This window comes from Nocardiopsis sp. NPDC055824 (genome assembly GCF_053616335.1).
In genome coordinates this window covers 16,079-29,245 of sequence record NZ_JBSHDN010000079.1, presented here as the reverse complement: position 1 = coordinate 29,245, position 13,167 = coordinate 16,079, and the positions used below count along the sequence as shown (strand labels likewise).

Sequence of the window (13,167 nt, the reverse complement as noted above, 5' to 3'; positions counted from 1 at the left end):
CCCGGTCACGGGGGCGGGGACGGGCCCTCCTCAGACCGGCACGAGGGGGGAGTGCTCCCCCGCGGGCGCGCTCACCTCGACGGGCATGCCCGCTTCCACGGGGCCTCCCTCCAGGACGACCCCCATCACCCCGGCCCGGCGCACGATGCCCCCGTCCCCGTCGCGGTGGACCAGCCGCTTGAGCAGGCCCCCGGCGAACCCGTCGATCTGCAGGCACGGATTGCGCAACCCGGTGACCTCCACCCGGGCGCGGCCGCCGAAGCACAGGACGGTCCCGGTCGACAGGGCGAGCAGGTCCAGCCCGCGCGTGGTGACGTTCTCCCCCAACTGCCCGGGGGCGACCGCGAAACCGGCCGCGGCCAGCTCCTCCAACAGCTCGGCGTGGATCAGGTGCACCTGGCGCAGGTTGGGCCGGGTGGGGTCGACGGCCACCCTGGACCGGTGCTTGACGGTGGCGCCCATGTGGGCGTCGCCCTCCACACCCAGCCCGGCCAGGAGCCGGATACCGGGAAGGACGTCCTTGCTGAAAGCGTGCACGGGGCTGCTGCTCACCGATTCCACGACCGGGCCCATGGGCGCAGTCCTCTCTCTCGGTCGCCAGAGCCCCACAGCCTAGCCACCGGGAGGCGGGCGCCCCCGTGCCGGGGCGGCCGGAGACGCTACCCGGACACCGCCCGCAGGGGAACGGGTCCGCGCAGGGTGAGGCGGTCCAGGGCCGCGGCGGTCCCCTCGTCGGCGGGGAGGTAGACCACCAGGCGCTGGCCTCCGGCGTCCAGGCTCCCGTAGGACAACCGCAGCTCGCCCGCCTCCGGGTGCACCAGGCGTTCGAGGCCGGTGCGCCGGGGCACGGCAGGCGCCGCCGCGAGCCGGTCGGTGAAGGGCGCGCCGCCCACGATCTCCAGCTCCTCCACCAGGTGCGCGAGAAAGGGGTCGTCGAGCGCGCTCTCGGCCCTGAGCTCGGCGATCCGCTCGTCCGCGACGCCGTCCCAGTCCGGGTACACCTGCCGCCCCCGGTCGTCGGCGAACACGAACCACCACCGGTTCACCGGCTCGCCGTCCTCGTCCAGGAGCCCGACCGGGCCCGCCAGGCGCGCAGGAACTCTCCCAATGCGTTGTCGTCCATGGGCCGAGTCCAGGATCGGGCGCCCCTGCCGTCCTGGCCCCCTCACGGCCAGCCTCGCCACGGCCTTCCTCCGCGCCCGCCTCCTCTCCACACTGGCCCCATGACCTTCACACCGGACGAAACCGCCCACCCGCACGGCCGGCCCCCGGCGAGCAGGCCGCGCCCGGCGGCGGACCGGCCCGCCCGCACCGGGGGCGCCGCACACGCGACGGGGGAAGCCGCCTGATGCGCTACCGGCTCCTGGGTCCCTCGGGCCTGCGCGTCTCCCAGCTCTTCCTCGGAGCGATGACCTTCTCCGGGCCCGAGGAGGCGCGCCGCATGGTCGACCTCTACCAGGCCGCGGGCGGCAACGTCATCGACACCGCCTCCGCCTACCGCGACAGCGAGGAGGTCGTGGGCGGACTCCTGCGGGGGCGCCGCGACCGGTTCGTGCTCGCCACCAAGTACGCCCTGCCCCGGGACCCCACCGACCCCAACACCGGCGGCACCCACCGCAAGAACCTCGCCCGCTCCCTCGACCGGAGCCTGCGACGGCTGCGCACCGACTACGTCGACCTGCTGTGGGTGCACACCTGGGACGAGTACACCCCCGTGGAGGAGACCATGCGCGCCCTGGACGAGGCGGTGCGCGCGGGAAAGGTCCTGTACGTGGGGGCCTCCAACCTTCCGGCGTGGCTCGTCGCCCAGGCCAACACCCTGGCCCTGTGGCGGGACTGGTCCCCCTTTGTGGGCGTGCAGGTGCCCTACAGCCTCCGGCCGCCGGGTCGACGCCGCCGCCCTCTCCCCGCACGAGCACGGCGCCGTACGCGAGGTGGCCGGGGAGGTGGGGGCGAGCCCGGCCCAGGTCGCGATCGCCTGGACCCTGGCCCGCTCGCACACCGTCCACCCGATCATCGGCGCCGGCACCGCCGACCAGCTCCGGGACAACCTGGGCGCGGTCCGGGTGGACCTGCCCGAGCAGGCGGTGCGCCGCCTGGACGCGCGGGCCGCCGCTTCCACACCCCTCACCTCCTGGCCGGGGCGTGGAAGCGGGCCAGGTCCACGGGCCAGGCGTCGGCGTACCCGACCCCGCGCTCGGGCGGCAGCCGCCGACCGGTGAGGGCGTCGGTACGGGCGACCGCGGCGACGCCCCGCGCGTCCAGCGGGTGGAGCCCTCCCCCGTCGAGCCGCCACCCGCACACGCTCTTGAGGGGGACGGCGCGGCCGTCGGGCAGGGTGTGGGAGGTGCGGTCGGTGAAGGTGCGCAGCACGGCCGTCCCGGGGGAGCCGTCCAGGAGGGCCGCGCCCAGGGCGTCGACCACCTCGGGGTGCTCGACGCTGAGCACGCCCAGACGGCGCCGCAGGCAGGTGTAGGCGGAGGAGGTGGTGAGGAGGGTGAGGATGTGCAGGTCGCCGGGGGCGCCGTCCAGGAGCGGGTCGAGGAGGGCCCGGACCTTGTGGGAGTCCATACCTACGGAGTATGCGGGGTCGGAGGCGGCCGGAACCGGTTGTCCACAGACCCGGTTCCGGCCCTTCTCGCCCCTGTCCGCCCCGGGCCGGGCTCAGTGCCCCTGGGAGACGTCCAGTGACCTGGGCGTGAGCACGAACACGGCCACCGCGGCGGCCAGCAGCGCGAGGCCGCCCGCCAGACTGATCTGTGTCAGCGACTCGCTGAAGGCCGACCGGGCCAGCGCGGCGAGCTCGGCGGAGCCGGTCTCGGCGGCGATGTCGAGGGCTCCCCCGAGCGACTCCTGGGCGGCGAGCACCGTCTGCTCGCCCAGGCCGGTGCCGGTGAGGAGCCCCACGGGCAGCTCCGCCCGGTAGACCGCCGCGGCGGCACTGCCCAGGACGGCCACCCCCAGGACGTTGCCCAGGTCGTAGGAGGTCTCCTCGATGGCGGCGGCGTTGCCCGCCTTCGCCTGCGGGGTGCTGGACATGATGACGGCCGAGGCGATCGCCAGGGAGCCCGAACCCGTTCCGAGCAGGACGAGGGCGACCATGACCACCGGGTAGGACAGCGGCCCCGGCAGGGCGAACATCAGCACGAACCCCAGCGCGGCCACGAACAGCCCGCCCGCCAGCACGGTGCGGCTCCCCAGGCGCCGGGCCAGCACCGGCGCCAGAGGCGAGGCCACCGCGGCGCCCAGCGCCATCGGCAGCAGCCGCACCCCCGCCTGCAGCGGCGAGTGCCCCTCCACGAGCTGGAGCCACTGGGCGACCAGGAGCAGCATCGCCGCCATGGCGAACATGGAGGCCAGCGCGGCCACGGTCCCCGCGGTGAAGGACGGGGAGGAGAACAGACGCACCTCCAGCAGCGGGTCCGGGCGCCTGAGGCAGCGCACCACGAACCAGCCCAGCACCAGCGCGCCCAGGGCGAACGCCAGCAGCGCCGAGGGGTCCAGGATCCCGGCCTTGCTGAACTGCTTGATGCCCCACACCAGCGCGACCATGCCCACGATCGACAGCACGGTCGCCACCATGTCCCATCTGCCCGGGTGCGGGTCGCGGGCCTCGGGCAGCAGGAGCAGCCCCGCCAGGAGGCCCGCGGCCATGAACGGCACGTTGACCAGGAACGCCGCGTGCCAGGAGAAGTGCTCCAGCAGCAGCCCGCTCACGATGGGGCCCACCGCCGCGCCCAGCGACGCGATGGCCGCCCAGATCCCCAGCGCGGTGGCGCGCTCGCGGGGGTCGGGGAACACGGTGCGGATCATCGACAGGGTGGTGGGCATGATCATCGCCCCGCCCACGCCCAGCAGGACGCGCACCGCGATCACGGTGCCGGGGCTGTCGGCCGCCAGTACCGCGAGCGAGGCGCCGCCGAAGACCGCGAAGCCGGCCAGCAGCATCCTCTTGCGGCCCCACCGGTCGCTCAGGGCGCTCATCGTCACCAGGAGCCCGGCCAGCACCAGGGAGTAGGCGTCCACGATCCACAGCTGCTGGCCGGAGGTGGGCCTCAGGTCGGCCGAGAGCGCCGGCAGGGCCACGTTGAGGATGGTCATGTCCATGACGACCACGAGGAGGCTGCCGGAGAGCACCATCAGCGCGGCCCAGCGCCGGGCGGCCGACATCGGCCCCTTCCCGGTGGTGGCGGTCGGGGCGGGATCGGTTCCCATCAGAGCTCCGTGTCGGTGGTGGCGGCCCGGCCCATCAGGGCGGTGACCGCGAAGGCGAGTTCGTCCGGGTCCAGGGGGTCGTCGTGTGTCAGGGCGTGCAGCATCGCCCCGTCCACGTACAGGGCCAGCGCCCGCGCGGCCCGGGGGGTGGTGTGCTCGGCCAGGATCCGCACCAGCCCCTCGAACCAGCGCAGTGTCAGCGGGCGCAGGTCGGGCCGGTGCACTCCGGCCAGGTACAGCTCGGCGTCGGCCCGCACCCGGGGGCCCTGGCGCAGGTAGTCGTGCAGGAGCGCGGCCACGGCGGCCGGGTCGCCCCGGTCGCGGGCGATCTGCCCGGCGAGCTCGCGCAGGGCCTCGTCGGTGTCCTGGGCCAGGTGCTCCAGGGCCGCTGTGCTGAGGTCGTCCAGCGTGGCGAAGTAGTAGGTGGTGGCGCCCAGCGGCACACGGGCGCGCGCGGCGACGCCGCGGTGGGTGAGGCCGGCGACGCCGCTCTCGGTGATCAGCGCGGCGGCGGCCTCGACGATGCTCCGGCGGCGCCCCTGGGGGTCGCGTCGGGCGCTCACCGCCGCACCGCCCCGGGCGCGCGGCCGTTCCTGCGGCGCATACGTATCCCTCCTGCCCCGGACAAGCTCTAGTACATCTGTACATGTACGAGAGTACTGGAACCCCGAACGCCCCCGAGGCCCTGCGGCGGAGGTGATCCCGGCCACTCCGGAACCCCCGCGCCCCGGTCGGGGCGCGTCACCGTGCGCAGTATCCCCGGCTCACGGGGCCGCAGGAGCACGACAGGGGCCACCGGCCTTCCACCGTCCTACTCTAATACTCCCCAAAACTCCCTTTATTGGTTCGCTTTTAGGGAAGTTTGGTTTACTTTGGTGGCACATGTTCGTCTGTGTCGACCGGGGCCCCTTGCCCCGACGGACACGGGCGGCCGATCCGGGGAGGACCGCTCGACCCATGAGTGCGATCTACAAGACCGAAGCGGGGGAACAGGAGCTGCGCCGCCGCTACCAGGAGGAGCTGCGCACCTGGCCTGTTCCCGCCGACCACCTGCGGGTGCCCACCCGCGAGGGCGAGACCTTCGTGCTCGCCTCGGGCCCCGCGAACGCGCCCCCCGTGGTCCTGCTGCACGGATCGGGGGCCAACGCGACGATGTGGCGCCAGGACGCGGCCGCCTGGGCACGGCACTTCCGCACCTACGCCGTGGACCTGGTGGGCGAACCCGGCCTGAGCGCCCCCTCCCGCCCGCCCCTGTCCTCGGGCGCCCACCGGCTCTGGCTCGACGACGTGCTGGAGGGACTGGGGCTCGTCGACACGGCCCTGGTCGGCACCTCCCTGGGCGGCTGGATGGCACTGGACTACGCCGCCCACCGCCCCGACCGGGTGCGCCGCCTGGCACTGCTGTGCCCCGGGGGCGTGGGCGCCCAGAAAGTGGGATGGCTGTTCGCGACCCTCCTGCTGCGACCCTTCGGGCGCCGGGGCCGGCGCCGCTCGGTGCTGGTGGCCACCGGCCTGGACGCGCTCTCGGCCGGACCCGCCCTGGACCGGATCAGCCTGACCTTCGAGCAGTTCCGGCCGCGCACGGAGCGGCTCCCGGTGTTCTCCGACGACACCCTGCGCCGCCTGACCATGCCGGTGCAGGTGAGCGTGGGCGAGCGGGACGCGATGTTCGACTCCGCGGGAACCGCGAGCCGCGTGCGAAGGTGCGTGCCGCACGCCTCCGTGCACGTCCTGCCCGGGGTCGGGCACGCGATCCTGGACCGGTCCGGGGCCGTCCTGGAATTCCTCCGCGCCTGACCACGGCGGGCCCGACCCGGGGCGGACACCCGGGCCGGGCCGTACAGGAGCCCGGCCACAGCCGGCCGGGGACCGGCCCCGCCGATCCGCGCGAACAAGCGGGCCACCGGCTACCGGTCGGCCCGCCCCGCAACCAGGAGGAACCCGGGGTCAGGCACGGCGCGCGGCCCACACGGTGCGTTCGGTGCGCACCGCCAGGTCCTCGCGGCGCAGGATGCCGTGCGGGCTCCCGGCGTCCAGCAGCCGGTCGAGCGCGGCGAGGTCCTCCGGGGAGAGCTCCGCGGCCACGGCGGTGCGGATGCGCTGCAGTCCGCCGAGCGCGTAGCGGCCGACCGCCTCGCTGCGGGAGCCCTTGACGTCCACGGAGACCGTGCGCTCGCCCTCGACCGTGAACCCGGCGGCGGCCAGCATCGGACCCCAGTCCGCACCGCGGTGGGGCAGGTGCTCGGCGTGCAGGCGGTCGGCCACGGCATGGCAGCGCTCCTCCAGGCCGGGCCTCTCCTCCGGGGCGCCCTCGGGCAGGAATCGCGGGAACCCGGCCAGTTCGACGACGGCGAACAGGCCGCCGGGCGCGAGCGCGCCACGGACGTTGCGCAGGGCGCGGTCGGGGTCGGACAGGTGGTGCATCGAGGCCGACGCCCACACCAGGTCCGGTGAGCCGAGGTCGGGCCACCCGGGTGCGTCCAGGTCGGCCTGCACCGTGCGCACGCGCGCCCCGACGCCGCGGTCAAAGGCCTTGGCGCGCAGCCGCTGCAGGTGCCCGGCGGAGGTGTCCACGGCCGTGACGTGCGCGTCGGGGAAGCGCTCCAGGAGGGCGAAGGTCCCCGCGCCCGTGCCGCAGCCCAGGTCCACGATCCGGCGCGGGACGGTCTCCAACGGCAGCCACGCGGTGATCGAGGCCATGTGTTCGGCGAGGACCTCGGCGTCCAGGTCGAGGATCTCCGCCTGGACCTCGGAGTCGTGCTCCCGGTGGTGCTCGTGCCGGGTGCCGTGGTGGGAAGTGTGCGAGTGCGCTTCGTTCATGCCTTCACCGTAGGACGGTCATGCCTTTGAAGCGCGATTCCTTCCCCGTTGCGCAAGACGATGGTCGGATGCGCGGCCCGACGCGCAAGACACGGGGGTCGAGGAGGATCGGTGGGGGATGGCAGCCTCAGGACCCACCGGCCCACCGGTCGCCGGTGAGCGCCTCCGACACCCCGGCCGCGCCCACCTCGCCGGGCAGGGCACAGCGGCGGGCGGTGTCCAAGCCGACGTGATCGGCCCGGCCGCCAGAGCACGTCGACCGGTTCGGCGCCGTCGGCGGGGCCGGTCCCGCCGATCCGATGCCGCCCCCGGGCCGGTGAGCTCACCCGTCGGAGCCCCGACCCCCGGGAGCCTCGCCCTCGCGCTGGTGTCCGCGGCGGGCGTCGCGGTCGAAGATGCCCAGGATCTCGCAGGGGCCGCCCTCGGCGCCGATCGCGTGCGGCATCATCGTGGGGAACTCGGCAGCCTGGTTCGCCTCGACGCGGAACCGGCGGTGGCCGAGCATGAGGGTCGCGGTGCCGGACAGGACGACGAGCCATTCGCGCCCGGGGTGGGCACGCATGCGCGCAGGGTTGTCGGGCGGCGGTTCGGTCATGCGCTGGCGCACCACGCTCATGCCGGGGTCACCCTTGACGGGCCAGCGCATCAGGCCGTGGGCGGCGTCGATCATCGGACTGGTGACGATGTCGTCGGTGGCGGTCTCCACGAGCTGGTCCAGCGTGGTGTCCAGGGCCCGGGCGAGGGTGACCAGCTGGTCCAGGGCCAGGCGGCGCCTGCCGTTCTCGATGCGGCTCAGCGAGGACTGGCTCAGGTGGGCACGGGTGGCCAGTTCGGCCAGGGACCACCCCTGCGCCACCCGCAGGGCACGGATGCGTTTGCGTACGAGGCTGTCCAGCTCCCCGTCTTCTTGCGTCATGAGCAATAGCGTATGCCTCCGGTGCGCCCGGGGCCGTCCCTGTGGGCGCGGAGCCCGACACGAGGGCAAAGCCGAGGCCCCTGCGTAGGGGGCCCGATAGTTCTCGCGGAAAATCCAACGCTGAGCCTCCCCCGCCGGTTGGCTGTTCGCCGACGGTCACCCCTCACCCCCCGACCGGAGTCTCACGTCGGCCACCCAGGTCTTCTCCGAGGCCGAACCCGCCCAGCTCCGCGCGTTCCCCGACACCATCAGCTCCCAGGAGCTGATCCGCTACTTCACCCTGGCCCCCACCGACGCCGAGTTCGTCGAACACCGCCGCGGAGCGGCCAACCGACTCGGCCGGCGGTGCAACTGTGCACACTGCCCTGGCCCGGGTACGTGCCCACCGACCTGACCGGGGTCCCCGCCCCCGCTCCGGCTGCGATGGCGGGCGATGAAGGAGGCCCAGGCCAAGGAGCTGGAGACCTGCCCGCTCGCCCGCGCGATGGAGCACGACTCGCCCACCGCCCTGTTCCGCGCCGCGTGCGCGCGCCTTCGCAGCGCGTGTGTGATCCGGCCCGGCCCGGTGTGGCAGCACGGAGGACCGAACCGGGGCGCCGCCGCCCGTACGTCCACGTCAGCCGCTGCGCCTACGAGCGCACACGCGGGTGCCGACACGGTCAGTCCGTGGTGAAGCTGGACAGGGCCGCGGCCGGGAGGCGGCTGCCTGCCGAGCCGTGGGGGAGGATCTCCGTGATGCGGGCCAGTTCGGCGGCGGAGAGCTGGACGTCGGTGGCGCCGGCGTTCTCCTCGATGCGCTTGGTGCTGCGGGTGCCGGGAATGGGCGCGACGTCCTCGCCCTGGGCGAGCAGCCAGGCCAGCGCGAGTTGGGCGGTGGTGATGCCCTTGGTGTCGGCCAGATTCTTGAGCTGTTCGGTGGCGTGCAGGTTGTAGGCGTAGTTCTCGCCCTGCCAACGTTCGTCCCAGCTGCGCATGTCGTCCGCGGCGTACTCGCCGGCGGGCTTGACCTGGCCGGTGAGGAAGCCGCGGCCGAGCGGGGAGTAGGGCACCAGGCCGATGCCGAGTTCCCGCAGAACGGGAAGGATCTCCTCCTCGACCTCCCGCTCGAAGAGCGAGTACTCGTACTGGAGCACGGAGACCGGGGTGACGGCGTGGGCGCGGCGGATGTACCGGGGGCCGACGTTGCTCAGGCCGAAGTACCTCACCTTGCCTTCGGTGATCAGTTCGCCGACCGCGCCGGCGACCTCCTCGACCGGGATGTCGGGGTCGGAGATGTGCTGGTAGAAGAGGTCGATGTGGTCGCTCTGCAGGTAGCGCATGCTGTTCTCGGCGACCTTGCGGATGTTTTCCGGGCGGCTGTCGAAGGCGGAGCCGATCGCCGGGGCGGTCATGTCGAAGCCGAACTTGGTGGCGAGGACCACCTCGTCGCGGAAGTCTTTGACCGCCTTGCCCAGGAGGATCTCGTTGCTGCCGGTCCCGGCGCCGTACAGCTCGGCGGTGTCGAAGAAGTCGATCCCGAGTTCGTGGGCGCGGCGGATGGTCGCGATGCCCTCGTCGTCGTTCGAGGCGCCGTAGGCCATGGACATGCCCATGGTCCCCAGGCCGAGCGCCGAGACGCGCAGACCCTGAGAGCCCAGATTGCGGTGCTGCATGAGTTCACTCCCTCAACGGTTCGCCGGTTCCACCCAGAGGTCAAACCGAACTGTTCGGTTTGACACTACGCGTCGATCACCGTAACGGCAAACCGAACGGTTCGGTGCTCTACCCTGGGGATATGCCTCAGTCTCGCGACTCCGATCAGAACACAGCAGCCGCCGTCGGCGACGCCACCCGCGAGCGCATTCTCAACGCTGCCATGGAGGAGTTCGCCCGCCACGGCATCGCAGGCGCCCGTGTGGACCGCATCGCCAAGCTCGCCAGAACCAGCAAAGAACGCGTCTACGCCTACTTTCGCGGCAAAGACGCGCTCTATGCCGACGTCACTGCACGGGAGTACGTCGTCATCGCCGAGGCCACCCAGATAGACCCGTCCGACCTCCCCGGCTACGCGGGCCGCCTGTTCGACTACTTCGTTGCCCGTCCAGACCACCACCGCCTGATCACCTGGGGCCGCCTCGAACTGCCGGGCGCCGCAGCCGGTGCCGACGATCCCGCCCAGGCAGCGATCGCCCGCAAGATCGACCAGATCCGCCAAGTGCAGCAGGCCGGACAGCTCGACCCCGCCTGGGACCCGGCGGACGTCCTCGCCCTGGTGAATCAGATCGCCATGACCTGGGCCTCTCAGCCCGAACTCAGCGAGGCCGCCGCCGCACACGCCGTGGACCCCACCACCGCCGCCCGCCGCGCCGCGGTGGTGACCGCCGTCGAGCGGCTCTTCCCTCGAGCGCGCTGAGGTTCCCCGACCTGCGGCAGCCCTGCCCGGACATCCCCCGAACGGCGCCGGCCACCCCTGCCGCTCACCGATGGGCACATCCTGCTGACGAATCAGCGCTCCCGGGGTCCCGATAAGCCGGAAAGGGGCAACGGTCAGCTGGCCGCGACCACGGCACGCCGACACCGGGGCGGCTCGCAGCGATGGACGCCCTCGTTCGTGCGGGCCGGTCTGGCACCGTGCGGCGGTGCGCACCCTCGTTTGCTCAACCGGGTCGAGCGCTGAGCGTTGGATTTTCCACGAAAGCTACCGGGCCCCGTGTACGCGGGCGGTGCCCGGCCAAGGGCCGCCAAGGGCCGCCAGGGGCCTCAGGGCACTGGGTCCCGCCCGTGTCGCCCCGCGACCGGTGTCCTTCCCGTGGGCGGCCGTTCCCCACTCCTCGTTAATAACGTTTCGTTGGTAACGTAACTCAACAACAAAAACCCCTCGGACACACGAAACGAATCCCTGGAGGCCCCCGAATCCTCACCCCCGATAAGTGAACCTTATCGGGGGTTACCCCCGTGGGGGCGGCCGAGGCCCCCGGCGACCCCCTCCAGTGCCCCGCAACGTAATTCAGGGCAGGTCAGGGGGCATCGAGAACGCGATGGGTACACCATCGCCTGAATTCAGTGACCGCTGTCATGTCGCCGGGTGCGGGGCCCTCTTCACGCCGCGGGGGCCGACGCCCCCTGGATCACACCCGTGCGGACCCCGGTGCGGTGAGCCGCCGGACATGCGCCGGCGCACCCCGGGACCCGTGCTCGTGACGAAGACCGGCAGGCCCGGTCGGCTTCCGGGAGGCGAACTGCGGTGACCTCGCAGTGCACGACGGCCAGGCTTACCCCGGCCCCGCGGGGGATCGCGCCCAGCGACGGGCCAGGGTCGCGCGGCGCCTGTCGGCCGGTCCCGAGAGCGGGATCCCGCCCTGCTGGGGGTCAGACGAGGCCGCGTTCCCAGCAGATGCGGACGGCTTGCGCGCGGTCGGCGGCTCCCAGCTTCGAGTACGTGTGGAGGAGATGGGTTTTGACGGTGGACTCGCTGATTCGCAGTCGGGTTGCGATCGCTCTGTTGGTGAGGCCGTCGGCGACGAGGCGCAGTACGTCGATTTCTCTGGTGCTGAGCTCGGTCTCCGCCTCGCGTCCGAGGAGGGCCGCGAGTGCTGCGGGTGCCAGCACCGGCCGGCCAACGGCCAGGTCGCGCACGGCGCGGACCAGTTCGGTGCGCGATGCGTCCTTGAGCAGGTATCCGTCTGCGCCGGCGTTGAGGGCGCTGCGGATGTCACGATCGGTGTCGTAGGTCGTGAGGACCAGCACTCGCGGTCGGCCCCGGGTTCTGTTCTTGACGAGTTCCCGGATCGCGGGGACACCGTCGCCGTCCGGCATGCGCAGGTCCATGAGGACGACGTCCGGTTCGGTGTCGGCGATGACAACCAGGCCTCGGGGGCCGCTGTCCGCCTCGCCGACCACGTCGATGCCGGGCTCGTCGGCGAAGACTCCGGCCAGGCCGTGCCTGACGATCGGATGGTCGTCGACGATGACGATTCGAACGGCGCTCATCGTGGCACCTTCGCTGCGATCGTGGTGCCGTGGCCGGGGTCGGATTCGACGATCAGATGGCCGCCGACTTCGGCGAGTCGCTCCTTCATTCCCGAGAGACCCCTCCCTCGAACTATCGTGCCGGGGTCGAATCCGACGCCGTCGTCCGCGACGTCCAGCAGCAGGGTGTCAGGGAGCCAGCTCAGCGTCACGGTGACCGACGAGGCCCGGGCATGGCGTGCGACATTGGCCAACGACTCCTGCGTGACTCGTAGCACCACGTCGTCACCGTCGCCGGCGACCGGGGCTCCGACGACGACGAGTTCGGCCGGCGTTGCCTGAGACGCGGCCCAGCGTTCGATGAGGCCGCGGAGCGCGCTGGTGAGATCGTCCTTGGCCAGTTGGTGTGGAGCCAGGGCGCGCACGGCTCTGCGTGCCTCGGAGAGGCAGTCCCTTGCTGCGTGCTCCGCCCGTTCGATCCCCGGCCGTGCGCTCTGCCCGAGATCGCCGGGGAGCGCCTCGAGCTGGCGGATCACTCCGACGAGGCCCTGGGCCACCGTGTCGTGGATCTCGCGCGACAGCCGGGCGCGTTCCTGAGCGACGCCCGCGGAGCGGGCTTGTTCGAGCAGTAGCTCGTGAAGGGCGAGGTTCTCCCGGTGAGCTTCGGCGAGTTCGGCGGCGACGCGCTCCCGTTCGTCCGCGTGCTCCTCCCGCAACTGCGCGAACCATGTCATCGCGCCGGCGAGGCCGACGTTGACCAGGAGCAGGGTGACGAAGACGAGCGGGCTGGTCGTCACGCCTGCGACAGCGCCCGCCTGGCCGAAGGCGCACAGCAGAGCCGTACCGATGATCCCTGCGAAGACGACACGTCGAGGCAGGAAACGCTCGACGTCGAGGAAGCCCAGAAAGGCGTAGACGCACAGAAACGGGTTGAGGGTGACCCCCGCCAGCAGGGTGAGGCCGTGCACGAGGTAGAGGGCCGTCGCCAGGCGGCTGCCCTCGTGCGCCCTCTGGTACACCAGTTCCATACAGACGCGGAGCACGAGCAGCACGACGATCGGTGACACGACCCGCAGCGGAGCCGGCTCCGCTCGATCACTGAGAAGAGGAGGGAAGTCTCCGCCGATTCCCAGGCTGATCGCGAGCACGAGGGAGAGCGCGGCGACCGACAATCCGATCCACAGCGCGGAGGCTCCCGCCGGGCCGGCAGATGTCGGCGCCGGGCCTCGCCCCGATCCGCTTCGTCTTGGCACCACTCGATTGTCGCC

Annotated in this window: 13 protein-coding genes and 1 pseudogene; 4 read left to right on the top strand and 10 right to left on the bottom strand. The window is 72.6% G+C overall.

The genetic code is table 11. The features are described from left to right. Positions 1–30 precede the first annotated feature (30 nt). Both ACWGL3_RS17370 and ACWGL3_RS17365 read right to left on the bottom strand, forming a co-directional pair. Positions 31–573, bottom strand: a complete 543-nt coding sequence (locus ACWGL3_RS17370) for an MOSC domain-containing protein (protein ID WP_267950160.1) — start codon at positions 571–573, stop codon at positions 31–33. A gap of 86 nt (positions 574–659) precedes the next feature. Beyond that, positions 660–1,169, bottom strand: a complete 510-nt coding sequence (locus tag ACWGL3_RS17365; protein ID WP_452461539.1) for an MmyB family transcriptional regulator — start codon at positions 1,167–1,169, stop codon at positions 660–662. Between the two features lie 179 nt (positions 1,170–1,348). Between ACWGL3_RS17365 and ACWGL3_RS17360 the strand changes: the two are divergent. After that, a pseudogene (locus tag ACWGL3_RS17360) lies at positions 1,349–2,222 on the top strand (aldo/keto reductase). Here the strand turns inward: ACWGL3_RS17360 and ACWGL3_RS17355 are convergent. The 3 genes from ACWGL3_RS17355 to ACWGL3_RS17345 all read right to left on the bottom strand — a co-directional run bounded on the left by ACWGL3_RS17355 (position 2,128) and on the right by ACWGL3_RS17345 (position 4,778). After that, positions 2,128–2,571 (bottom strand): hypothetical protein, encoded by a 444-nt coding sequence (locus tag ACWGL3_RS17355; protein ID WP_267950162.1) that lies wholly within the window; start codon positions 2,569–2,571, stop codon positions 2,128–2,130. The pseudogene ACWGL3_RS17360 and the gene ACWGL3_RS17355 sit on opposite strands and share 95 nt — an antisense overlap. Positions 2,572–2,664: 93 nt before the next feature. Next, the gene (locus ACWGL3_RS17350; RefSeq protein WP_452461538.1) at positions 2,665–4,170 is read right to left on the bottom strand and encodes an MFS transporter; all 1,506 of its coding nucleotides are present in this window, start codon (positions 4,168–4,170) and stop codon (positions 2,665–2,667) included. 44 nt (positions 4,171–4,214) lie between these two features. After that, entirely contained in the window at positions 4,215–4,778 is a 564-nt protein-coding gene (locus ACWGL3_RS17345) for a TetR/AcrR family transcriptional regulator (RefSeq protein WP_452461537.1), read from the bottom strand. Positions 4,779–5,172: 394 nt separating this feature from the next. Between ACWGL3_RS17345 and ACWGL3_RS17340 the strand changes: the two genes are divergently transcribed. After that, on the top strand, positions 5,173–6,012 hold the full coding sequence (locus tag ACWGL3_RS17340) for an alpha/beta fold hydrolase (protein WP_355011884.1): 840 nt from the start codon (positions 5,173–5,175) through the stop codon (positions 6,010–6,012). A gap of 150 nt (positions 6,013–6,162) precedes the next feature. Here the strand turns inward: ACWGL3_RS17340 and ACWGL3_RS17335 are convergent, their stop codons facing one another. Both ACWGL3_RS17335 and ACWGL3_RS17330 read right to left on the bottom strand, forming a co-directional pair. Next, entirely contained in the window at positions 6,163–7,035 is an 873-nt protein-coding gene (locus ACWGL3_RS17335; RefSeq protein WP_267950165.1) for a class I SAM-dependent methyltransferase, read from the bottom strand. Positions 7,036–7,357: 322 nt separating this feature from the next. After that, positions 7,358–7,951: an XRE family transcriptional regulator gene (locus ACWGL3_RS17330; RefSeq protein ID WP_267950166.1), complete on the bottom strand. Its 594-nt coding sequence runs from the start codon at positions 7,949–7,951 to the stop codon at positions 7,358–7,360. A 142-nt stretch (positions 7,952–8,093) separates the two neighbouring features. Between ACWGL3_RS17330 and ACWGL3_RS17325 the strand changes: the two genes are divergently transcribed. Beyond that, the gene (locus ACWGL3_RS17325; protein WP_431061528.1) at positions 8,094–8,345 is read left to right on the top strand and encodes a DUF4158 domain-containing protein; all 252 of its coding nucleotides are present in this window, start codon (positions 8,094–8,096) and stop codon (positions 8,343–8,345) included. A 265-nt stretch (positions 8,346–8,610) separates the two neighbouring features. On the opposite strand, the gene ACWGL3_RS17320 is transcribed toward ACWGL3_RS17325, so the two are convergent. Beyond that, positions 8,611–9,603 carry an aldo/keto reductase gene (locus ACWGL3_RS17320; protein WP_267950167.1) on the bottom strand — a complete coding sequence of 331 codons (993 nt, stop codon included), beginning with the start codon at positions 9,601–9,603 and terminating at the stop codon, positions 8,611–8,613. A 122-nt stretch (positions 9,604–9,725) separates the two neighbouring features. Between ACWGL3_RS17320 and ACWGL3_RS17315 the strand changes: the two genes are divergently transcribed. Further along, on the top strand, positions 9,726–10,343 hold the full coding sequence (locus tag ACWGL3_RS17315) for a TetR family transcriptional regulator (RefSeq protein ID WP_452461536.1): 618 nt from the start codon (positions 9,726–9,728) through the stop codon (positions 10,341–10,343). A 956-nt stretch (positions 10,344–11,299) separates the two neighbouring features. On the opposite strand, the gene ACWGL3_RS17310 is transcribed toward ACWGL3_RS17315, so the two are convergent. After that, positions 11,300–11,920 (bottom strand): response regulator, encoded by a 621-nt coding sequence (locus tag ACWGL3_RS17310; RefSeq protein WP_452461535.1) that lies wholly within the window; start codon positions 11,918–11,920, stop codon positions 11,300–11,302. Further along, positions 11,917–12,966 carry a sensor histidine kinase gene (locus ACWGL3_RS17305; protein WP_267950170.1) on the bottom strand — a complete coding sequence of 350 codons (1,050 nt, stop codon included), beginning with the start codon at positions 12,964–12,966 and terminating at the stop codon, positions 11,917–11,919. Before ACWGL3_RS17305 ends, ACWGL3_RS17310 begins: the two co-directional genes overlap by 4 nt. Positions 12,967–13,167 lie beyond the last annotated feature (201 nt).